This is a genomic window from Streptococcus sp. Marseille-Q8145, from assembly GCF_965112035.1.
This window is the reverse complement of record NZ_CBCOPQ010000001.1, coordinates 241,776-262,329: the sequence shown is the minus strand read 5'-3', so window position 1 is coordinate 262,329 and position 20,554 is coordinate 241,776. Positions and strand designations below refer to the sequence as shown.

Below are 20,554 nucleotides of genomic sequence, written 5' to 3'. Positions count from 1 at the left end.
CGCTTCGGCGGGGCTTTTTCTTTTAGACAAAGCCTTTTTCTCGCAAACATGATATAATAATTCTATAATTTTGTTGTTGAAAAGAGACGGTATGAAATTACTTTATACGGATATCCGCAGTCCTTTGACGGCGCATTTGGCTAAGCAAGCTCAGGACTTAGCAGCAGCCGGCAAGCGGGTCTTTTATATAGCGCCCAACTCCCTTTCTTTTGAAAAGGAGCGAGCAGTTTTGGAGGCATTGGAAAATCAGGCTTCCTTTGCTATTACGGTGACCCGTTTTGCTCAGATGGCTCGGTATTTTGTCCTTAATGATGTTCAAGATGGACAGCCCTTGGACGACATTGGCCTAGGTATGCTATTTTACCGAATATTATCGGAAATGGATGATCGAGAACTCAAGGTTTATGGGCGGATCAAGAAAGATGCACAATTTATCCAGCAACTGCTAGACCTTTATCATGAGCTTCAGACAGCCCAGATGACTTTTACGGATTTGAATCATCTAGAAGAGCCAGAGAAGCGCGAGGATTTGCTCAAGATTTTCACGGCTTTTTCTGCTACTCTTCAGGCAGGAAATTATGATGCGACCTCTAAACTCACGATTTTTGCCCAGCATATTCTGGCTGGAGATTTGGCTGGGGAATTGGCTAATCTTGCACTGGTTATCGACGGCTTTACCCGCTTCTCAGCAGAAGAGGAATATCTAGTAGATTTGCTGCATCGCAAGGGAGTGGAGATTGTCATTGGCGTTTATGCTAGTCAAAAAGCCTACCGGACAGCCTTTCGTGAGGGTAATCTTTATCAGGCCAGCGTGGACTTTTTGCTCAAGCTAGCTCAAACTTATGCGGTCAAGCCAGAGTATATAGCAAGGGGATCGAGTCAGGCCGATGATGCCTTTGGCAAGATTTCCAAAATTTTAGAGAGTCGCTATGATTTTTCTGAAACTCATGTGGAATTGACCGAAGATGACCGCTCTCACTTAGAGATTTGGTCGGTGCGCAATCAAAAAGAAGAACTAGAGTATGTGGCCAAGTCCATTCGTCAGCGGCTCCATGATGGCGCCCGCTACAAGGATATCCGGCTGCTTTTGGGTGATGTGGAGGCCTACCAACTCCAGCTGAAGACCATTTTTGACCAGTATCAGATTCCCTTTTATTTGGGGCGGTCTGAGTCCATGGCTCAGCATCCTTTGGTCCAATTTTTAGAGTCACTGGAACGCTTGAAACGCTATAATTTTCAGACAGAAGACTTGCTCAATCTTCTAAAAACCGGCCTGTATGGTGGCTTGAGTCAAGAGGAGCTGGATAGTTTTGAGCAATACCTTCGCTTTGCTGAGATTAAAGGGGCAGCCAAGCTGGGGAGAGATTTCACCATTAACCGTCAGGGAAAATTTGACCTGAAGCGGATCAATGCTATGCGTCGCAGTCTTATCACGCCTCTGTTAGACTTTTTCAAATCTCGCAGTCAGACAGCGACTGGTCTCTTGGCTAAATTTACCAACTTTATCAAAGAAGCTCGCCTAGATGCCAATTTGACTGGTCTGCTGGAAGATGCAAGCCAGCAAGAAGTAGAGCGTCAGGAGGAAGTCTGGAAGACTTTTTGCCATGTCTTAGAGCAGCTTGCGCAGGTGTTTGATGGTAGCAAGCTCAAGATCGATGATTTTCTGGCTCTGATTCTGTCTGGCATGCTTCTGGCCAAGTACCGAGTTGTACCAGCGACAGTGGATGTGGTGACAGTTCAGTCTTACGATTTGATTGAGCCCATGGCTGCGCCTTATGTCTATGCTATCGGATTGACGCAGGAGCGCTTGCCCAAGTTAGCGCAAAATAAAAGTTTGCTCAGTGACGAAGAACGTCAGAAATTAAACCAAGCAACGGGGGACGAGGCTGAGTTGCAGGTAGCCAGCAGTGAAAATCTCAAGAAAAATCGCTTTGCAGCGCTATCTTTACTCAATTCAGCGACAGAAGATTTGGTTTTGTCTGCCCCTGTCTTAATCAATGAAGTAGAAGATGCCATGTCTTCCTATTTGACGGAGCTGGAAATAGCACCTATATCCCTACCTATCATCAGCAAGCGACCACAGGCTAGTAGCGACGATATTGGGACTTATCGGGCTCTGCTGGCGCGCGTGATTGACCTCTATCAGGAGGATATTGACCGCGAATGGACGCCGGAGGAGCAGACTTTTTGGGCGGTGGCCATCCGAGTCTTGCGTAAGAAGTTGGCAGCTGAAGGGATTTCTATTCCCCAGATCAGCAAGGAGTTGAAAACGGAGCCTCTCAAGTCGGAAACCCTTCAGGCTCTGTATCCTTCAGAGCAGCCTTTGAGACTATCAGCCTCCGCTCTCAATGAATATTTTAAAAACCAGTATGCCTATTTCCTTAAGTATGTCCTGCGACTACAGGAGGAGTGGACCATTCAGCCGGATGCGCGCAGTCACGGGATTTTCCTCCACCGAATCTTTGAAAAGGTTATGCAGGAGCACTTGGAGCAGGATTTCGACACTCGCTTGCAGCGGGCTATGGAGGAGACTAGCTGGGAGGCTGAGTTTGAGTCTATCTATGGTGAAAATGGGGAGACCCAGTTTGCCCGCCGTTTGCTATTGGACACGGCTCAGGCCACTGGTCGTATCTTGGCTCAGTCGGATGGGCTGGAGGTCATCGGTGAGGAGACTGACTTTGGTCGGGATGATCGACCTTTCTTACTTTTGGACAATGGCAGAGCTCTTCAGGTGAGCGGCAAGGTGGACCGTATTGATCGGCGGACGGAGACGGGGAGTCTGGGAGTTGTGGATTACAAGTCTGGCGATACCAAATTCAGCTTTGAGAAGTTCTTTAATGGGCTTAATTCTCAGTTGCCGACCTACCTATCAGCTATCCGAGAAATGCCAGAATACCACGAGGACAAGGGAATTTTCGGAGCCATGTACCTACAGATGACGGAGCCCCTAGCCAGCCTCAAGGAGACCAAGGCACTGGACGAGGCAGTGAAACAGGTCATGAAAAGTCAGGTCTATAAAGGCCTCTTTCTGGCTGACCAAGCCAAGGACTTGGGCACTAACTATGAGAAAAGCAAGGTTAATCTGCTGACTAAGGAAGAATTAGAAGTGATTTTGGCCTACAATGCCTACCTCTATCAGCAAGCAGCAGAAGGCATTTTAGCTGGTCGTTTTGCCATCAATCCTTATACAGAAAATGGGCGCAGTATTGCCCCTTACGTGGACCAGTTTAAGGCCATTACAGGATTTGAAGCCAATCTCCATCTGGGGCAGGCTAGACAGCTGACCAAGCTAAATCTTGAGCAGTACGATAAACGACCGACAGGCGAAAAGCTGCGTCAAGCCTGGATAGAAAAAATCAAGGAGGAGTTGGATAAATGAGACGGATTCCCTTTTTAAACGAGCAGGATATCCTAGTCAAGCAGGCTGAGGAAGCTGCCTCTGACAAGCCACAAAAGCGTACACCAGAGCAGATCCAAGCCATCTACTCCTCTGGTCAGAATATTCTCGTTTCGGCTTCGGCTGGCTCTGGTAAGACCTATGTTATGGTTCAGCGGATTATTGACCAGATTCTCAGAGGTGTGGAGGTTAGCCAACTCTTCATCTCCACCTTTACTGTCAAGGCAGCAGGTGAGCTCAAGGAACGGCTGGAGAAGGAGTTGAGTCTAGTGCTCAAGGAGACTTCAGATCAGGAGCTCCGCCAGCATCTTGCCCAGCAGTTGGCTGAGATAGCCAATGCGGATATTGGGACCATGGATGCTTTTACCCAGAAAGTGGTCAATAAGTACGGCTACTTGCTGGGGCTAGCACCGCATTTTCGGATTTTACAGTCGGCCAGTGAGCAGCTCATTCTGCAAAATGAAGTCTTTGACCAGCTTTTCGATACCTACTATGAGAGTGCTCAGCAGGAATTATTCAGCCACTTGGTCAAAAATTTCACTGGCAAGCGCAAGGACATTGCTGGTTTCCGCCAGCAGATTTATAGTATTTATAGCTTTCTCCAGTCTACCAGCAATCCGCGGAAATGGTTGGAGGAAACCTTTCTTCTAGGCTATGAAACCAGTGATTTTGGAGCAGAGCGGGAGCGAATATTCTCTGGAGCTAGGCAATCTTTACTGGATTTGGAAGATTTTTTCCAGAGCCATCTGGCTCATGAAGGCCAGGCCTTTGCTGGGGCTAAGTATCAGGAAAATATTCAGGCGGCCTTAGATATCTTGGCTGAGCTGACAGAGCAGACCGGATCTGAGCAGTTGCTAGACCTGATTCAGCGCTTTTTAGAATTGGCCAAGACCTCTAACCATCAGGCTTTTACTGCCCGAGTTGGCAAGAATGCGGACGAACTTAAAAAAGAGCTGGCTCAGACCTATAATGAAGCCCGCAAGCCCTTGATAGAGCGAATTAAAGAGCTGGATGTCCGCCTCTATCATCTGAACTTTATGGAGCAGCATCAGGCGGAAGCTCTTCCCCTACTGGATTTGTTGCGAGATTTTGTCCGAGATTTCTCGCAGGCTTATTTGGAGCGCAAAGTAGCAGAAAATGCCTTTGAATTTGGTGATATCAGCCATTTTGCTATTGAAATTTTAGAAAATTATCCAGAAGTGCGGCGATTTTATCAGGATAAGTACCATGAGGTCATGGTCGATGAGTACCAAGACACCAACCATACTCAGGAGCGGATGTTGGAATTGCTGGCTCGAGGAAATAATCGCTTTATGGTTGGCGATATTAAGCAATCCATCTATCGATTCCGTCAGGCCGATCCGCAAATTTTTAACGATAAATTTAAACTCTATCAGGCCGATCCTAGTCAGGGCAAGCTGATTATTCTCAAGGAAAATTTCCGCAGTCACATCGAGGTGCTGGAAGCGACCAATGATGTCTTTAAACGACTCATGGACGAGGAAATCGGCGAGATTGATTACAATGAGACCCACTACTTGGTAGCGGGAAATCCAGCCAAACGGGAGCCAAATCCAGCCAATCAAGCGGAATTTCTCCTTTATGATGGCAGTGCCGATAGCGAAGAAGAGGATTCTGACCAAGGTCTGCCCAGCATTTCAGCGGGTGAGGTGGCCTTGGTAATCAAAGAAATTATCCGACTTCATAATCAAGAAGGAGTGGATTTCAAGGATATTACCTTGCTGACAGCTTCGCGGACCCGCAATGATCTGATTTTGGCAGAGTTTGACCGGCATCATATCCCGATTGTTCCTGATGATGGCGAGACCAACTACCTCCAGTCGGTAGAGGTTATGGTGATGCTGGATACCTTGCGGACCATTAACAATCCTCTCAATGACTATGCCCTGACCGCTCTCCTAAAGTCGCCAATGTTTGACTTTGATGAGGACGAATTGGCTCGGTTAGCCTTGCAAGCCTCCAGTACCAAGTCTATGGAAAATCTCTACGAAAAGCTGAGGAATGCTCTGGCTGATCAAGGTCTGGAACCTCAGCTCATCCATGGTGAATTGCGCAAGAAACTGCAGCACTTCCAGGAAACGCTGAATGACTGGCGCAGCTATTCCAAGACCCATTCTCTCTATGATTTAATCTGGAAGATTTATCAGGATCGTTTTTACTATGATATGGTAGGGGCTCTGCCCAACGGCGAACAGCGTCAGGCTAATCTCTATGCCCTGTCCTTGCGGGCCAACGACTATGAAAAGTCGAGTTTCAAAGGCCTGTCCCGCTTTATCAGCATGATTGACCGGATTTTGAAAAATGAGCACGATTTGGCTAGTGTCCCTCTGGCTGCTCCGAAAAATGCGGTCCAGCTAATGACCATCCATAAGAGTAAGGGGCTGGAGTTTAAGTATGTTTTCCTGCTCAATATGGATAAGACCTTCAACCGTCAGGATAGCAGCTCTGCCATTATCCTTAGCCGACAAAAAGGCATCGGAATCAAATATGTAGCCGATGTGGACGTTGATGCTCAGGATCCTCATGCGCCCAAGCAGATCCGTATTTCTATGGAGACCTTACCTTATCAGCAGAATGCCGAAGAACTCAAGCTGGCGAGCCTGTCTGAGCAGATGCGTCTGCTCTATGTGGCCATGACGCGGGCTGAAACCAAGCTCTATCTGGTCGGCAAGGGCAAGCAAGCTAAGCTCCAGGAGCGCAAGTGGGGAACTAGCCAAAATGGGCGCTTATCTAGCAGTCTTCGAAGCCAGCTGACCAATTTTCAGGATTGGCTCTATGCTATTCAGTCAGTGTTTGAAAAGGAAAATCTGGCTTATCAAACCCGCTTTGTAACTGATCAGGAGATGACAGACGAACAGATTGGCTTAGTAGAGCAGGTTGATCCTATTCCAGTAGATGATTTGACGGGCAACCGTCAGTCAGAAGATATCCGCCGATCTCTGGATATCTTGGAGAATGTAGATCGGCTCAACAGTCTTTATCAAGCGGCTATTGAATTGCCTAGTGTCCGCACGCCCAGCCAAATCAAGAAGTTCTATGAACCAGTTATGGACTCAGAAGGACTGGATATTATGGATGAGTCTCGAAGTTATCAGCCCCAGTTGACTTTTGAACTGCCTGATTTTGGCAAGAAGAAGCAAATCACAGGAGCCCAAATCGGTTCTGCTGTCCATGAGCTCATGCAGCGGATTCCACTGGATCAGCCTGTCACTAAGACTAGCATTCGCCAAGCCTTGGCTCAGGTTCAGGCAGATGCAGCAGTTAAGAAAGAGATTGACTTAGCTAAGATTGAAGCCTTTTTCGCTACAGAACTAGGTCAGCTAATCCAGAAGGAGGCTAATTGTCTCCATCGTGAAGCACCTTTTGCTATGCTCAAGCAGGATCCAGCCAGCGGTCAAAACTTTGTCGTTCGGGGAATCTTGGATGGCTACCTGGTCTTTGATGACCGTATTGTTCTCTTTGACTATAAGACTGACCGCTATCATGATCCGATAGAGTTGGTGGAGCGCTACCGATCTCAACTGGATCTCTATGCCGAAGCACTCAGTCGTTCCTATGGCCTTAGCCAAGTAGACAAGTATTTGATTCTACTAGGGGGAGCTGAGCTGCAAGTGGTCAAAGTGGACTAGTCTGATTAGAAACTGAATAGAGTTCCAGCAAGAAAGGATATTGCTACAGGAAATGCTTGTGGGAAGATTGAGTGCATTATTTAACTGCCAATCTTCCCTTGGCGTTTCTTTTTTTGCTTCTTTTGGGTATAATAGAAGATATGAAAGTATTACTATATCTAGAAGGAAAGTCTGTTTTAGAAAAATCAGGCATCGGCCGTGCCTTGCATCATCAAATGCATGCACTGGATCTGGCAGGAATTCCTTATACAACAGATGTTTTAGGAGATTATGATGTCGTGCACATCAACACTTACGGACCTCGTAGTTTGCTTCTTCTTCACGCGGCTAAGCGGAGAGGCAAAAAAGTGATCATGCACGGACATTCGACCAAAGAAGACTTTGAAAATTCTTTTATTGGATCCAATCTTTTTGCGCCTTTGTTTGGCAAATATCTAGCGCACATGTATAAAATGGCGGATTTTATCATTACTCCGTCTGAGTATTCAAAAAAATTGATTGAATCCTACGGTGTGACGACGCCCATTATGGCTGTCTCAAACGGCATTGACCTGTCGAAATACAAGAAAGATGAACGCAAGGAAGAAGTTTTTAAAAAATATTTTCGGATTGTAGATGGACAGAAAGTCGTAATCTGTGCCGGTCTTTATTTCAGACGAAAAGGAATCGAGGACTTTGTCGAAGTAGCTCGTAGAATGCCAGATGTCCGCTTTATCTGGCTGGGCTCTATCAATCTCTGGCTTATTCCGCGCAAAATTCGAGATCTTGTCCTCTATAATCATCCAGAAAATGTGGAATTTCCAGGTTATTTCAAAGGCGCAGTTTTTCAAGGAGCCATGTCAGGCAGCGATGCCTTCTTTTTCCCGTCTTATGAGGAGACAGAAGGGATTGTGGTCCTAGAAGCGCTGGCCAGCGGGCAACACGTGGTCCTGCGTGATATTCCTGTTTATAATGGCTGGATTGATGAGGAGTCGGCGGAGCTTTGTCATAATGTAGATGAGTTTGTCGAATCGCTTCGTAAGGTTCTTGACGGAAAAGTGGACAAACGTGAAGCAGGTTATCGTGTTGCGGAGAGTCGCTCCATCGATGACGTCGCACTTCAGTTAGTCAAGGCTTACCAAACAGTTTTGGAGATGTGATATGCGGATTGGTCTTTTTACAGATACCTATTTTCCTCAGGTTTCCGGGGTGGCGACGAGCATTCGCACCCTCAAGACTGAGCTAGAGAAATTAGGTCATAAAGTCTTTATTTTTACTACGACGGACAAGGATGTCAATCGTTATGAAGATTGGCAGATTATCCGTATTCCCAGCGTGCCTTTCTTTGCTTTTAAGGATCGGCGCGTGGCTTATCGTGGCTTTTCCAATGCCTTAGAAATTGCTCGCCAGTATCAGCTGGATATTATCCACACTCAGACAGAGTTTTCTCTGGGCCTTTTGGGAATCTGGATTGCCAAGGAACTGCGGATTCCAGTGGTTCACACCTACCATACCCAATATGAGGATTATGTGCACTATCTTGCCAAGGGCATGGTAATTCGTCCGAGTATGGTCAAGTACATCGTGCGTGGTTTTATGAGCGATTTGGATGGTGTCATTTGTCCTTCTGAGATTGTCTACGATCTTTTGGTTGGTTATAAAATCAAGGCGGAAAAACGGGTTATCCCAACAGGAATCGACTTGGCCAAATTTGACCGCCCAGAACTCTCACGGGAAGACATCAAGAAACTACGCTTTAAGCTGGGCATAGCAGAAGATGAAGTCATGTTGCTCAGTCTATCCAGAATTTCCTACGAGAAGAATATTCAGGCGATTGTTGAAGCACTGCCAATGGTTTTGGAGGAAAATGCCAAGGTGAAGTTGGTCATTGTCGGAGATGGTCCTTATGCTGAGGACTTAAAAGCCTTGGTAGCCCAGCTTCATATTGAGGATTCAGTCATTTTTACAGGGATGATTGCGCCGAGTGATACGGCTCTCTACTATAAGGCGGCGGATTTCTTTATCTCAGCCTCAACCAGTGAGACGCAGGGGCTGACTTATCTGGAAAGTCTAGCCAGCGGTACACCCATCATCGCCCATGGCAATCCCTATCTGGACAATGTAATCAGCGATAAAACCTTTGGCACTCTTTATTATGAGAGCCGGGATTTGGCGGGAGCTATTTTGGAGGCCATTTTGGCAACACCAGATATGGACGAGAAAAAGCTAGCCGATAAATTATACGAGATTTCAGCTGAGAATTTTGGTCGCCGAATCTATGAATTCTATTTGGATTTGACTATTAGTAAGGATTTTCATAATGATCTCAATCCAGAAGAAACGATGGCCAAACGCTTAGCCAAGACCATTGTCTATTTGCCAGGAAAAATCATGTCACTGCCGGTAAACAGCTCAACTAGAATGATAAAAGCATCTAAGAAGCAGATAAAGAATATTCGGAAATATTGGGAATAAACTTTCTCATAAGGCCTAATGAACGGAGGTGCTCTTATGAAAGTCCATAAAAAAGAAATTTTCTTTTTGCTCCCCCTTTTCTTTTTCTATTTTGTCTTTTATATACTGTTACGGTATGTTCCAATGGATTCCATGTTAAGTAAGGGGCTAGTAGTTGGAAATGTTCTCATCTACTCTCCTCTGGCAACCTTGTTGGTATCCCTGCTCTATGCAGCTTTATATGGATTTTCTTTGCGCTTTTCTTTCTTGGTTGCTCTCTTATTTTTCCTGACTATTTTCACCTTTGGGGAGTGGATTCCTCTTTATCATGCCGCCTATTTCCTATGCTCACTAGCTGGAAATGGCTTGGGGCATGTGATTTATCGATTTACTAGGAAAAATAGCAGAGCTGAAAACCAATAAAAGTTCTTGCAAATTTTTTCAATCGTGCTATAATAACTTTTAGAGACATATCACCTGCAGGAAATCTTTTAGAGAGCGCGTGGAGCTGGAAATCGCGCAGAGGATGCAGTTGGGACTACTCTACTGGCTTTTATGAAAACATAAAACGGTGGCTACGTTAGAGCCAATCAGAGGTGTAGGTCTTTTTGACTTGCATAAATTAAGGTGGAACCACGTTGCGACGTCCTTTTGAGGATGTCGCTTTTTGTATGGAGATGGTTAAGACAAAGTTAAAATGAATTTAGTCAAGAGCTGAATGAGGTGATAGAGTTGAAGAAAATATTATCTTGGATGATGACTTGTAGCTTCCTATTCGTCTATGTCTGGCTAATGCATACGCTCAGTCTATGGGGAACGGAAAATATTGTCGTCTTTTCATTTTTTCTACTCATTCCTCTCTTGCCATTCCTTGCCCCCTTTCTTGGTATCTTAATGTTTTTCAACAACAAGAAACTCATTATAACAGGATATCTTTTAAGTTTGACAGCTATTATCTATTTAGTCAATGCGATAAAAAGCTATCCTATAAGGATATACATGAGAGGTGAGATGACTCAGGAGGAATACCTGTCTCTCATTCTTTCCTTGATATGCTATCTATGTATTTCTACGCTTTTCTTTATTTTCAGAATGAAAAAGCTAAAATGAAATTGATTTAGCAAATCGATTGTTATCATTCTTTGTTGATAGCTAGTTTCCCAGTTCTTCAACCTTCAGTTATAAAATATGATAAATTTTTAAGGAGAAAACCATGATTAAGATTACTTTCCCAGATGGCGCTGTTCGTGAATTCGAATCTGGCGTTACAACTTTTGAAATTGCCCAATCTATCAGCAATTCCCTAGCTAAAAAAGCCTTGGCTGGTAAATTCAACGGCAAATTGATTGATACGACTCGTGCTATCACTGAAGATGGTGCCATTGAAATCGTGACACCAGACCATGAAGATGCATTGGACATCTTGCGTCACTCTGCTGCTCACTTGTTTGCCCAAGCAGCTCGTCGCCTCTTCCCAGACATTCACTTGGGAGTTGGTCCAGCTATCGAAGATGGCTTCTACTACGATACGGACAACACAGCTGGTCAAATCTCGAACGAAGACCTGCCTCGTATCGAAGAAGAAATGCAAAAGATTGTCAAAGAAAACTTCCCGTCCATTCGTGAGGAAGTGACCAAGGATGAGGCGCGTGAAATTTTCAAAAACGATCCGTACAAGTTAGAATTGATTGAAGAGCACTCGGAAGATGAGGGGGGGTTGACCATCTACCGTCAGGGTGAATACGTGGATCTCTGCCGTGGCCCGCACATCCCATCAACAGGTCGTATCCAAATCTTCCACCTTCTCCATGTGGCTGGTGCTTACTGGCGTGGAAATAGTGACAATGCTATGATGCAACGGATCTACGGTACAGCTTGGTTTGACAAGAAAGACTTGAAGAACTATCTTCAAATGCGTGAAGAGGCCAAAGAACGTGACCACCGTAAACTTGGTAAAGAGCTTGACCTCTTCATGATTTCTCAAGAAGTTGGACAAGGTTTGCCATTCTGGTTGCCAAATGGTGCGACTATCCGTCGTGAATTGGAACGCTACATTGTCGATAAGGAAATAGCTGCAGGCTACCAACACGTTTACACTCCACCACTTGCCTCTGTGGAACTTTACAAGACTTCTGGTCACTGGGATCACTACCGTGAAGATATGTTCCCAACCATGGACATGGGTGATGGGGAAGAATTTGTCCTTCGTCCAATGAACTGCCCACACCACATCCAAGTCTACAAACACCATGTTCACTCATACCGCGAATTACCAATCCGTATCGCTGAAATTGGGATGATGCACCGTTACGAAAAATCTGGTGCCCTCACTGGCCTTCAACGTGTGCGTGAAATGTCTCTTAATGACGGTCACCTCTTTGTTACTCCTGAACAAATCCAAGAAGAATTCCAACGTGCCCTTCAGTTGATTATCGATGTTTATGAAGATTTCAACTTGACTGAATACCGCTTCCGTCTCTCTCTTCGTGACCCCCAAGATACTCACAAGTACTTTGACAACGATAAGATGTGGGAAAATGCCCAAACAATGCTTCGTGCAGCGCTTGATGAAATGGGCGTAGACTATTTTGAAGCTGAAGGTGAAGCAGCCTTCTACGGACCAAAATTGGATATCCAGGTTAAGACTGCCCTTGGAAAAGAAGAAACACTTTCTACTATCCAGCTTGACTTCTTGCTTCCAGAACGTTTTGACCTCAAATACATCGGAGCTGATGGCGAAGAGCACCGTCCAGTTATGATTCACCGTGGGGTTATCTCAACTATGGAACGCTTCACAGCTATCTTGATTGAGAACTACAAGGGTGCCTTCCCAACATGGCTCGCACCACATCAAGTGACCCTCATCCCAGTGTCTAACGAAAAACACGTGGACTACGCATGGGAAGTGGCGAAGAAACTCCGTGACCGCGGTGTCCGTGCTGATGTAGATGAGCGCAATGAAAAAATGCAGTTCAAGATTCGTGCTTCACAGACCAGCAAGATTCCTTACCAATTGATTGTTGGGGACAAGGAAATGGAAGACGGAACTGTCAATGTTCGTCGCTACGGTCAAAAAGAAACACAAACTGTCTCAGTCGATGATTTTGTTCAAGCTATCCTTACTGATATTGCCAACAAATCACGTGTGACTAAAGAAGATTAAAATAAGAAAGGCAAATTCGATTGAGGAAGCTCCTCAATTGAATTTGCCTTTTCATTTTTTACAATTTTGTTAAACGTAATCCTCTCTCATCTCAGTGTTTTGTCTAATCCCATGAAAAATGATATAATAGAATAAAAGGACAGGGGAGAGAGATGTTAAAGAGAGATTTACTGAGAAATATTATCATTGTGACGGTATTTATTGCCATTCTGATGGGGCTACGCTTGTTTGTCTATACACCTTATCGTATCACTAAACAAGATGCCAATTCTTTCTTAGCGGAAAATGATTTAGTCTTGGCGGATAAGACAGCCAAGCTTACTCGTGGGGAATTTGCTCTCTATGAGGTCGATGGAAAAGAATATGTCGGCCGTGTCATTGCTATGGAAAATGACAAGGTGACCTATATGGATAACTTGCTGTATCTGAACGATCAGGTGCAATCAGAGCAATATATAGAAAAGATGCGAGAGAAATATCTGGCTTCGGCTGCCAGCACGGGCTATTATACCCACGATTTTTCTATTGTTGACTTAAAAGGAGCGACTTCTGATGTTATCCCTAAAAATTCTTTTCTCATTTTAAATGATCGACGAGAAAACACGAAAGATAGCCGTGAGTTTGGTCTGATCAAAAAAGATCAAATTAAGGGCAGTGTAGAATTTCGCGTCTCTCCCTTAAATAAATTTGGTTTTGTTGAAACGAAGTAGCAAAAAACTAGGCTGGAAATTCCAACCTAGTTTTCTTTTTGAGATGTTTTCAGAGCTTCTTTGGTTTTCTTAAGCTCATTTTTTAATGAGAAGTTTTTGGGCATGCTGATGAGAAAGGTCGTGACAGAGCCTAGGAGCACTGATACCAAAATCAATATGATTAAGGGAAGTTTGAAGCTAAATAGGATAAAGCTAACATTGACGCTCTGCATATTTGCTAAAGAAATGCTAGCAACCAATAGGATGGTAATTAATAGCAGGATATAGTGTAATTTTTCTTTCATAATGATCTCCTAATTATTCAAATTCAGCCTTGCTCTTGATATCGCCATATTCTTCTTGAGTTTCTTGGGCTAGGATATCCTCATAAGCTGCCAGTTCAATGGCAGAGCCATACTTGTTTTTCAGAGCAGTGGTCACGAGACGGTAGGCCAGATTCGCATTGCGGGACAAGATGGGACCATGGAAATAGGAGCCGAAGACATTTTTGTAATGAACGCCTTCATTGCCGTCTTCTTGGTTATTGCCATTTCCATAAACGACCTTGCCCAGAGGTTTTTCATCGTCAGAGAGGAAGGTTCGTCCTTGGTGGTTTTCAAAACCATAGTAGGTCTCGTTAAATTCTTCGTTATGAATCTTGATGTCACCAATATAGCGATTCTTGACTTGGTTGAGAGTGTAGTGTCCCATGATGCCCAGTCCTTCGATTCGACGGCCAGACGCTTCGATATAGTATTGGCCTAGAAGTTGGAAACCGCCGCATATAGCGAGCACAACGCCGTTGTCATTGATGAAATTTTCCAAAGCTTCCTTTTTAGCCGGCAAGTCACGAGCCACGATCGTTTGCTCATAGTCTTGACCTCCGCCAAAGAAGACGATGTCATAGCTATCCTTATCGAAGTCATCCTCTAGGGAGACGATATCAACTTCAACCCTAGCGCCTAGCTTTTCAGCTACATACTTGAGCATGAGGACATTGCCATTGTCGCCGTAGGTATTCATAAGGTCGCCGTAGAGATGAGCGATTTTTAAGTCATAGTGATAATCCTGGCTTTCAGGAGAAACGAGGGATCTATAAACCATTAGTTCATCTCCTTTCTGATTAATTGTCGTTCTGCTAGCAACTCGCGGAATTCCAGCATGGCGGTATAAGTAGCTAGGATATAGGCGTGTTTGGTTTCTTGCTCTTCAATCAACTTAAAGACTGCTTCCAAATCTTTGACTTCGGTAATCTGATCTGCTGGATAGCCCGTCACGCGCAGTCGACGTGCAATCTCTGAGTGGCGCACACCGCCTGCAATGACCTGAGGAATATTCATTTCTAGAATTTTCTCAAAATCTGCATCCCAGATCCAGCTAGTATCAATACCGTCCGCATAGTTGGCATTGAGCAGGACAGATAGGCTAAAGTCAAAAGGTGCCAGCTCAATCATTTCCAAGGCTTGGGTGGCTCCGACCGGATTTTTGATCAAGACCAAGGTACATTCCTTATCGCCGATTTTGAAAGTTTCCTGACGACCAAAGACAGTTCTGCTCTTGTCAAAGCCAGCCTTGATAGTAGCCGGATCGACTCCGAAGAACTGAGCAACTGACACAGCGGCCAAGGCATTGTAGATATTGTAGAGACCACCGATATTGATCTGATAGTCTTGTCCATCAATGGTAAAGGCAGAGCGATTGTGCTCAAGTGCTTTGAGAGCGGTCAGACTGTAGTCTAGCTTAGGGCGCTTGAAACCACAGTCTTCGCAGATATAAGCTCCTAGATTTGCATAAGTATTGAGCTCGTACTTGAGGATATGCTCGCACTTAGGACAGAGGATACCCTCGGTATTGTAGTGCGCCAGCTTAGCCTGGCTTTTCTCCGTGTCAAAACCATAGTAGCGGACAGGATTTTTCAGGCTGACCGAGTTAAAGAGTGGACTGTCCCCATTCATCAGCACAGTTGCTTCAGGCACCTTAGCTGCAGCATCCAAGATCATCTGGTAGGTCGTGTAGATCTCACCATAGCGGTCCATTTGGTCACGGAAAATGTTGGTAAAGACGAAGAGGCTAGGCTTGATATAATCACAAATCCGAGACAGGCTGGCTTCATCGATTTCCAGCACAGCGATATTTTTGCCAGATTTGCCTTTTTTAGCGGTCAGGAAGGTTGTGGTAATCCCGGTAATCATATTGGCACCGCTAGGATTGGTCACTACTTCTCCGAAAGCTTCCTTGAGAATGCCCACCGTCAAAGCTGTAGTCAGAGTTTTTCCGTTGGTTCCTGTAATCACCACAACTTCGTAGTTCTTGGCCAAGTTTTGCAAAATATTTTTATCAAATGTGAGGGCAACTTTCCCTGGTAGAGTCGAGCCGCGTCCCATTTTGCTGAGAACAAAGTGGGAGGACTTGCCTGCCAAGAGGCCCAATGCTGTATTTATCTTCATAAGAAATATTTTATCATAAAAAAGTAAAGAAGGTTACAGAAAAATATCCTTAAAAGTGATATAATGGTTGAGAACTGTTTGTTTTTGACTGGGAGGGCCACTATGCAATGAACTTTCAACAATTAACCAATCTCCAATACTGGGCTAATGTATTCAGTAATCCTTGGAATATTTTAATCAACATTATTGATATTGCTTTAGTCACCTGGATTTTATATCATTTTACTAAAGCAATTGCCGGGACTAAAATTATGATTCTGGTTCGAGGGGTGCTCTTCTTCATCTTGGCACAGTTTTTAGCGAATATCATTGGTTTGACGACCATTTCATGGTTGATCAATCAGGTTATTACCTACGGGGTCATTGCGGCAGTGGTGATTTTCTCGCCTGAGATTCGGACTGGTCTTGAAAAGTTGGGTAGAGCAACCGAGATTTTTTCAGCCACGCCAGTCAGCAGTGAGGAGAAATTGATTCAAGCCTTTGTCAAGGCAGTGGCTTATATGAGTCCGCGTAAGATAGGTGCCTTGGTGGCTATTCAGGGCGCTCGAACGTTGCAGGAATACATTGCAACGGGAATCCCTCTGGATGCGGATATCTCTGGGGAACTGTTGATCAATATTTTCATTCCTAATACGCCTCTGCATGATGGGGCAGTTATTATCAAAGATAATAAGATCGCTGCCTCTTGTGCCTATTTGCCGCTTACCGAAAGCACAGGTATTTCCAAGGAATTTGGGACTCGTCATCGGGCTGCGATTGGCCTTTCAGAAGTTTCAGATGCCTTTACTTTTGTCGTGTCTGAGGAGACAGGCGGTATTTCTACGACACATAATGGAGTCTTCAAGCATGACTTGAGTTTGAGCGAGTTCGAATCACAACTGCGGGAAGTTCTCTTATCAGACAAGCATGAAAAATTGAGCCTAAAGAATCGTATCCTGGGAGGATGGAAGAATGAAAGAAAGTAAAAAAATTCTCTATATTATCTCCTCCATATTTTTTGCTTTGGTTTTGTTTATTTATGCGACGTCTAGTAGTTTTCAAAATAGTATCAGCATTCGCCAAGTGACCTCGGAAACTTACAGCAATACGATTTCTAATGTCCCGATTGATATCAAGTATGATAGTGAACGGTACTTCATTAGTGGCTTCACTTCCGAGGCTAGTGTTGTTTTAACGGGTTCTAATAGAGTGGCTTTAAGTAGCGAAATGCAAGAGAGTACACGGAAGTTCCATGTGGTAGCGGATTTATCCAATGCATCAGAAGGAACAGTCGAAGTGCAGCTGAAAGTCGAAAATCTACCTAGCGGCCTGTCTGCTACGGTTAATCCGCAAAAAATTTCAGTTAAGATAGGTAAAAAAGCAAGCAAGAAAGTGCCAGTGAAGTATCTCATCACAGGCAGTCAGGTTGCAGAAGATATTTCTATCACAAATGTGAGCTTGGAGCACGAAGAAGTGACAGTGACAAGCGATGAAGAAACTTTGGAAAAAGTTAATCATGTCGCAGCAGTTTTACCAAGCAATGTCACTATTTCAGGAAATTATAGTGGGGCAGCCTCCTTGCAGGCCATGGATGCCAATGGGAATGTTTTGCCAAGTGTTGTGACACCGTTTGAAACAACGATGAAAGTTACGACCAAAACCACACATTCGAATTCGTCAAGCTCCAAATCGAGCTCAAGTTCGAATTCATCTAGTAAATAAATGCAAGATTTGAAAGGAAAATTTTAAAAATGGGTAAATATTTTGGAACCGATGGTGTTCGTGGAGAAGCGAATGTGGAATTAACGCCGGAATTGGCCTTTAAACTGGGCCGTTTTGGTGGGTATGTTCTGAGCCAACACGAAAGTGAAGTTCCTCGAGTGTTTGTTGGCCGTGATACACGCATTTCGGGAGAAATGCTGGAAAGTGCCTTGATTGCAGGTCTGCTTTCTGTGGGGATTCACGTCTACAAACTTGGTGTGATTGCTACTCCAGGTGTTGCTTACTTGGTTAAATCCGAAAAAGCTAGTGCGGGTGTCATGATTTCAGCTAGCCACAATCCTGCTCTTGATAACGGCATCAAATTCTTTGGTGGCGATGGTTATAAACTGGATGATGAGCGCGAGCTTGAAATCGAAGCTTTGTTGGACGCAGCAGAAGATACCCTTCCACGTCCAAGTGCAGAAGGTCTAGGGAAAGTCATGGATTATCCAGAAGGCCTGCGTAAGTACCAACAATATATCGTGTCAACTGGTTTAGATCTTGAAGGAATGCATGTTGCCCTTGATACAGCAAATGGTGCTGCTTCAACTAGTGCCCGTCAAATTTTTGCTGATTTGGGTGCCCAGCTGACTGTTATCGGAGAAAATCCAGATGGCCTCAACATTAACTTAAATGTAGGCTCTACTCATCCAGAAGGCTTACAGGAAACAGTCCGTGAGTCAGGAGCAGCGATTGGTCTCGCTTTTGATGGTGATAGTGACCGTTTGATTGCTGTTGATGAAAATGGCGATATTGTAGATGGTGACAAGATTATGTACATCATCGGCAAGTATCTTTCTGAAAAAGGCCAATTGGCTCAAAATACAATTGTGACTACGGTTATGTCCAACCTTGGTTTCCACAAAGCCTTGGAGCGTGAAGGCATCAATAAAGTAGTGACTGCCGTTGGTGACCGCTATGTGGTAGAAGAAATGCGCAAGAACGGTTATAATCTAGGTGGTGAGCAATCTGGACATGTTATTATCATGGATTATAATACCACTGGTGATGGTCAATTGTCAGCGGTGCAATTAACCAAAGTGATGAAAGAAACTGGCAAGAGCTTGTCTGAACTTGCGGCAGAAGTGACCATTTACCCACAAAAATTGGTCAATATTCGTGTCGAAAATGCCATGAAAGATAAGGCAATGGAAGTACCAGCCATCAGAGCCATTATTGAAAAAATGGAAATTGAAATGGCAGGAAACGGCCGTATCCTTGTCCGCCCAAGTGGGACAGAACCGCTTCTGCGTGTCATGGCTGAAGCGCCAACTCACGAAGAAGTGGACTATTATGTAGACACTATTGCGGATGTTGTCCGTGCTGAAATTGGCATCGAATAAAAGTCAAAAGATTGGAGAAGTCTCCTATTTGGAGTAAGTTCTTCAATCTTTTTAAATTATTTTCATAAATATCCTTTAGGATTCTTTGGCTAATGGAGTAAAACCTCTCTTTTTCTTTTTCATCTCGTAAATATTTGAAAAAGTATGCTAATCGTGTTAAAATATAGGGAGTAATCTAGGAATTGAGGTAATAAAGTGGCTTTTGGAGATAACGGACAACGTAAAAAAACTGGATTTGAAAAATTGACAATGCTGGTCGTGGTAATCATGTTACTTGTAACGATTGGTGCAATTTTTGCACAAGCTATCGGCGTAATCTTCTAATCCTAAACGCTGCAAGGCGTTTTTTTAGAGTAAAAAAGAAGCGAGAATTTATATGAGTATGTTTTTAGATACAGCCAAGATTCAGGTCAAGGCTGGCAAGGGCGGCGATGGCATGGTAGCTTTTCGCCGAGAAAAATATGTACCCAATGGCGGACCTTGGGGCGGCGATGGCGGTCGTGGCGGCGATGTGATTTTTGTCGTTGACGAAGGACTGCGCACCTTGATGGATTTCCGTTACAATCGTCATTTCAAGGCTCAATCAGGCGAAAAAGGAATGACTAAGGGAATGCATGGTCGAGGAGCGGAGGATTTGATTGTCCGTGTACCGCAGGGGACGACCGTGCGTGATGCTGAAACTGGCAAGGTCATTACGGATTTGATTGAACACGGTCAACGATTCATCGTAGCGCATGGCGGTCGTGGTGGTCGTGGCAATATTCGCTTTGCTACACCTAAAAATCCTGCTCCGGAAATTTCTGAAAATGGGGAGCCCGGTCAGGAAAGAGAATTACTGCTGGAGCTAAAAGTGCTGGCTGATGTTGGTTTGGTTGGTTTTCCTTCGGTTGGAAAATCAACCCTACTAAGTGTGATTACATCAGCTAAGCCGAAAATCGGAGCCTATCACTTTACCACGATTGTTCCTAATCTGGGCATGGTTCGGACTCAGTCTGGGGAATCTTTTGCTGTAGCCGATCTACCAGGTTTGATCGAAGGAGCCAGTCAGGGAGTGGGCTTAGGTACCCAGTTTCTTCGTCATATCGAGCGGACACGGGTCATTTTGCACGTTATTGATATGTCTGCCAGTGAGGGTCGCGATCCTTATGAAGATTACCTTGCAATCAATAAAGAGCTAGAATCCTATAATTTGCGCTTGATGGAACGGCCGCAGATCATTGTAGCCAACAAGATGGATATGCCTGATAGCGCAGAAAACTTGGAAGAATTCAAGAAAAAACTGGCTGCCAATTATGACGAATTTGAAGAGTTGCCGCAGATTTTCCCTATTTCTAGTCTGACCAAGCAGGGGCTTGCCACGCTCTTGGATGCAACGGCTGAGTTGCTGGATAAGACACCTGAGTTTCTACTTTATGAAGAATCCGATATGGAAGACGAGGCTTATTATGGCTTTGATGAAGAAACGCCAGCCTTCGAAATCTCCCGTGATGATGATGCTACATGGGTGCTTTCAGGTGATAAACTAGAAAAACTCTTTACAATGACTAACTTTGACCGTGATGAGTCCATCATGAAATTCTCCCGTCAGTTGCGCGGTATGGGCGTTGACGAAGCGCTTCGTGTGCGTGGTGCCAAGGATGGAGATTTGGTGCGTATCGGTAAGTTTGAGTTTGAATTTGTTGACTAAGGAGA

General features: G+C 44.6%; 16 protein-coding genes. 13 read left to right on the top strand and 3 right to left on the bottom strand.

Annotation, left to right across the window (positions count from 1 at the left end; translation table 11 throughout):
* Positions 1 to 91: 91 nt before the first annotated feature.
* From rexB to lepB, 8 genes are all read left to right on the top strand, one after another.
* The gene (gene rexB / locus ACWPVL_RS01330; protein ID WP_454386368.1) at positions 92 to 3,379 is read left to right on the top strand and encodes an ATP-dependent nuclease subunit B; all 3,288 of its coding nucleotides are present in this window, start codon (positions 92 to 94) and stop codon (positions 3,377 to 3,379) included.
* On the top strand, positions 3,376 to 7,047 hold the full coding sequence (addA, locus tag ACWPVL_RS01325; protein WP_454386366.1) for a helicase-exonuclease AddAB subunit AddA: 3,672 nt from the start codon (positions 3,376 to 3,378) through the stop codon (positions 7,045 to 7,047). Before rexB ends, addA begins: the two co-directional genes overlap by 4 nt.
* A gap of 140 nt (positions 7,048 to 7,187) precedes the next feature.
* Positions 7,188 to 8,186 carry a glycosyltransferase family 4 protein gene (locus ACWPVL_RS01320; RefSeq protein ID WP_454386364.1) on the top strand — a complete coding sequence of 333 codons (999 nt, stop codon included), beginning with the start codon at positions 7,188 to 7,190 and terminating at the stop codon, positions 8,184 to 8,186.
* Position 8,187: 1 nt separating this feature from the next.
* On the top strand, positions 8,188 to 9,501 hold the full coding sequence (locus ACWPVL_RS01315; RefSeq protein WP_048763671.1) for a glycosyltransferase family 4 protein: 1,314 nt from the start codon (positions 8,188 to 8,190) through the stop codon (positions 9,499 to 9,501).
* A gap of 36 nt (positions 9,502 to 9,537) precedes the next feature.
* On the top strand, positions 9,538 to 9,903 hold the full coding sequence (locus tag ACWPVL_RS01310; protein ID WP_454386362.1) for a hypothetical protein: 366 nt from the start codon (positions 9,538 to 9,540) through the stop codon (positions 9,901 to 9,903).
* Positions 9,904 to 10,233: 330 nt separating this feature from the next.
* Positions 10,234 to 10,590 carry a hypothetical protein gene (locus ACWPVL_RS01305; protein WP_454386817.1) on the top strand — a complete coding sequence of 119 codons (357 nt, stop codon included), beginning with the start codon at positions 10,234 to 10,236 and terminating at the stop codon, positions 10,588 to 10,590.
* Between the two features lie 103 nt (positions 10,591 to 10,693).
* Positions 10,694 to 12,643 carry a threonine--tRNA ligase gene (thrS, locus tag ACWPVL_RS01300; protein WP_454386360.1) on the top strand — a complete coding sequence of 650 codons (1,950 nt, stop codon included), beginning with the start codon at positions 10,694 to 10,696 and terminating at the stop codon, positions 12,641 to 12,643.
* A 152-nt stretch (positions 12,644 to 12,795) separates the two neighbouring features.
* On the top strand, positions 12,796 to 13,353 hold the full coding sequence (gene lepB, locus ACWPVL_RS01295; protein ID WP_454386358.1) for a signal peptidase I: 558 nt from the start codon (positions 12,796 to 12,798) through the stop codon (positions 13,351 to 13,353).
* A 26-nt stretch (positions 13,354 to 13,379) separates the two neighbouring features.
* Here the strand turns inward: lepB and ACWPVL_RS01290 are convergent, their stop codons facing one another.
* Genes ACWPVL_RS01290 through murT form a run of 3 tightly spaced genes read right to left on the bottom strand, consistent with a single transcriptional unit; the run spans position 13,380 to position 15,779 of the window.
* Positions 13,380 to 13,637 (bottom strand): LapA family protein, encoded by a 258-nt coding sequence (locus ACWPVL_RS01290; protein ID WP_048763681.1) that lies wholly within the window; start codon positions 13,635 to 13,637, stop codon positions 13,380 to 13,382.
* 13 nt (positions 13,638 to 13,650) lie between these two features.
* Positions 13,651 to 14,436, bottom strand: a complete 786-nt coding sequence (gene gatD / locus ACWPVL_RS01285) for a lipid II isoglutaminyl synthase subunit GatD (protein WP_454386356.1) — start codon at positions 14,434 to 14,436, stop codon at positions 13,651 to 13,653.
* Positions 14,436 to 15,779 carry a lipid II isoglutaminyl synthase subunit MurT gene (murT, locus tag ACWPVL_RS01280; RefSeq protein WP_454386354.1) on the bottom strand — a complete coding sequence of 448 codons (1,344 nt, stop codon included), beginning with the start codon at positions 15,777 to 15,779 and terminating at the stop codon, positions 14,436 to 14,438. The genes gatD and murT overlap by 1 nt, the downstream gene beginning before the upstream one ends.
* A 107-nt stretch (positions 15,780 to 15,886) precedes the next feature.
* On the opposite strand from murT, the gene cdaA reads away from it, so the two are divergent.
* From cdaA to obgE, 5 genes are all read left to right on the top strand, one after another.
* Positions 15,887 to 16,744 carry a diadenylate cyclase CdaA gene (cdaA, locus tag ACWPVL_RS01275; RefSeq protein ID WP_454386352.1) on the top strand — a complete coding sequence of 286 codons (858 nt, stop codon included), beginning with the start codon at positions 15,887 to 15,889 and terminating at the stop codon, positions 16,742 to 16,744.
* Positions 16,731 to 17,480 carry a CdaR family protein gene (locus ACWPVL_RS01270; RefSeq protein ID WP_045499391.1) on the top strand — a complete coding sequence of 250 codons (750 nt, stop codon included), beginning with the start codon at positions 16,731 to 16,733 and terminating at the stop codon, positions 17,478 to 17,480. The genes cdaA and ACWPVL_RS01270 overlap by 14 nt, the downstream gene beginning before the upstream one ends.
* 29 nt (positions 17,481 to 17,509) lie before the next feature.
* Positions 17,510 to 18,862 carry a phosphoglucosamine mutase gene (gene glmM, locus ACWPVL_RS01265; protein ID WP_454386350.1) on the top strand — a complete coding sequence of 451 codons (1,353 nt, stop codon included), beginning with the start codon at positions 17,510 to 17,512 and terminating at the stop codon, positions 18,860 to 18,862.
* Between the two features lie 195 nt (positions 18,863 to 19,057).
* Positions 19,058 to 19,186, top strand: a complete 129-nt coding sequence (locus ACWPVL_RS01260; protein ID WP_065426516.1) for a DUF4044 domain-containing protein — start codon at positions 19,058 to 19,060, stop codon at positions 19,184 to 19,186.
* 52 nt (positions 19,187 to 19,238) lie between these two features.
* On the top strand, positions 19,239 to 20,549 hold the full coding sequence (gene obgE, locus ACWPVL_RS01255) for a GTPase ObgE (protein ID WP_454386348.1): 1,311 nt from the start codon (positions 19,239 to 19,241) through the stop codon (positions 20,547 to 20,549).
* Positions 20,550 to 20,554: the final 5 nt, after the last annotated feature.

Coding starts and splice junctions, on each gene's coding strand:
- rexB (WP_454386368.1), top strand. CDS start 92: ATGAAATTACTTTATACGGATATCCGCAGTCCTTTGACGGCGCATTTG.
- addA (WP_454386366.1), top strand. CDS start 3,376: ATGAGACGGATTCCCTTTTTAAACGAGCAGGATATCCTAGTCAAGCAG.
- ACWPVL_RS01320 (WP_454386364.1), top strand. CDS start 7,188: ATGAAAGTATTACTATATCTAGAAGGAAAGTCTGTTTTAGAAAAATCA.
- ACWPVL_RS01315 (WP_048763671.1), top strand. CDS start 8,188: ATGCGGATTGGTCTTTTTACAGATACCTATTTTCCTCAGGTTTCCGGG.
- ACWPVL_RS01310 (WP_454386362.1), top strand. CDS start 9,538: ATGAAAGTCCATAAAAAAGAAATTTTCTTTTTGCTCCCCCTTTTCTTT.
- ACWPVL_RS01305 (WP_454386817.1), top strand. CDS start 10,234: ATGATGACTTGTAGCTTCCTATTCGTCTATGTCTGGCTAATGCATACG.
- thrS (WP_454386360.1), top strand. CDS start 10,694: ATGATTAAGATTACTTTCCCAGATGGCGCTGTTCGTGAATTCGAATCT.
- lepB (WP_454386358.1), top strand. CDS start 12,796: ATGTTAAAGAGAGATTTACTGAGAAATATTATCATTGTGACGGTATTT.
- ACWPVL_RS01290 (WP_048763681.1), bottom strand. CDS start 13,637: ATGAAAGAAAAATTACACTATATCCTGCTATTAATTACCATCCTATTG.
- gatD (WP_454386356.1), bottom strand. CDS start 14,436: ATGGTTTATAGATCCCTCGTTTCTCCTGAAAGCCAGGATTATCACTAT.
- murT (WP_454386354.1), bottom strand. CDS start 15,779: ATGAAGATAAATACAGCATTGGGCCTCTTGGCAGGCAAGTCCTCCCAC.
- cdaA (WP_454386352.1), top strand. CDS start 15,887: ATGAACTTTCAACAATTAACCAATCTCCAATACTGGGCTAATGTATTC.
- ACWPVL_RS01270 (WP_045499391.1), top strand. CDS start 16,731: ATGAAAGAAAGTAAAAAAATTCTCTATATTATCTCCTCCATATTTTTT.
- glmM (WP_454386350.1), top strand. CDS start 17,510: ATGGGTAAATATTTTGGAACCGATGGTGTTCGTGGAGAAGCGAATGTG.
- obgE (WP_454386348.1), top strand. CDS start 19,239: ATGAGTATGTTTTTAGATACAGCCAAGATTCAGGTCAAGGCTGGCAAG.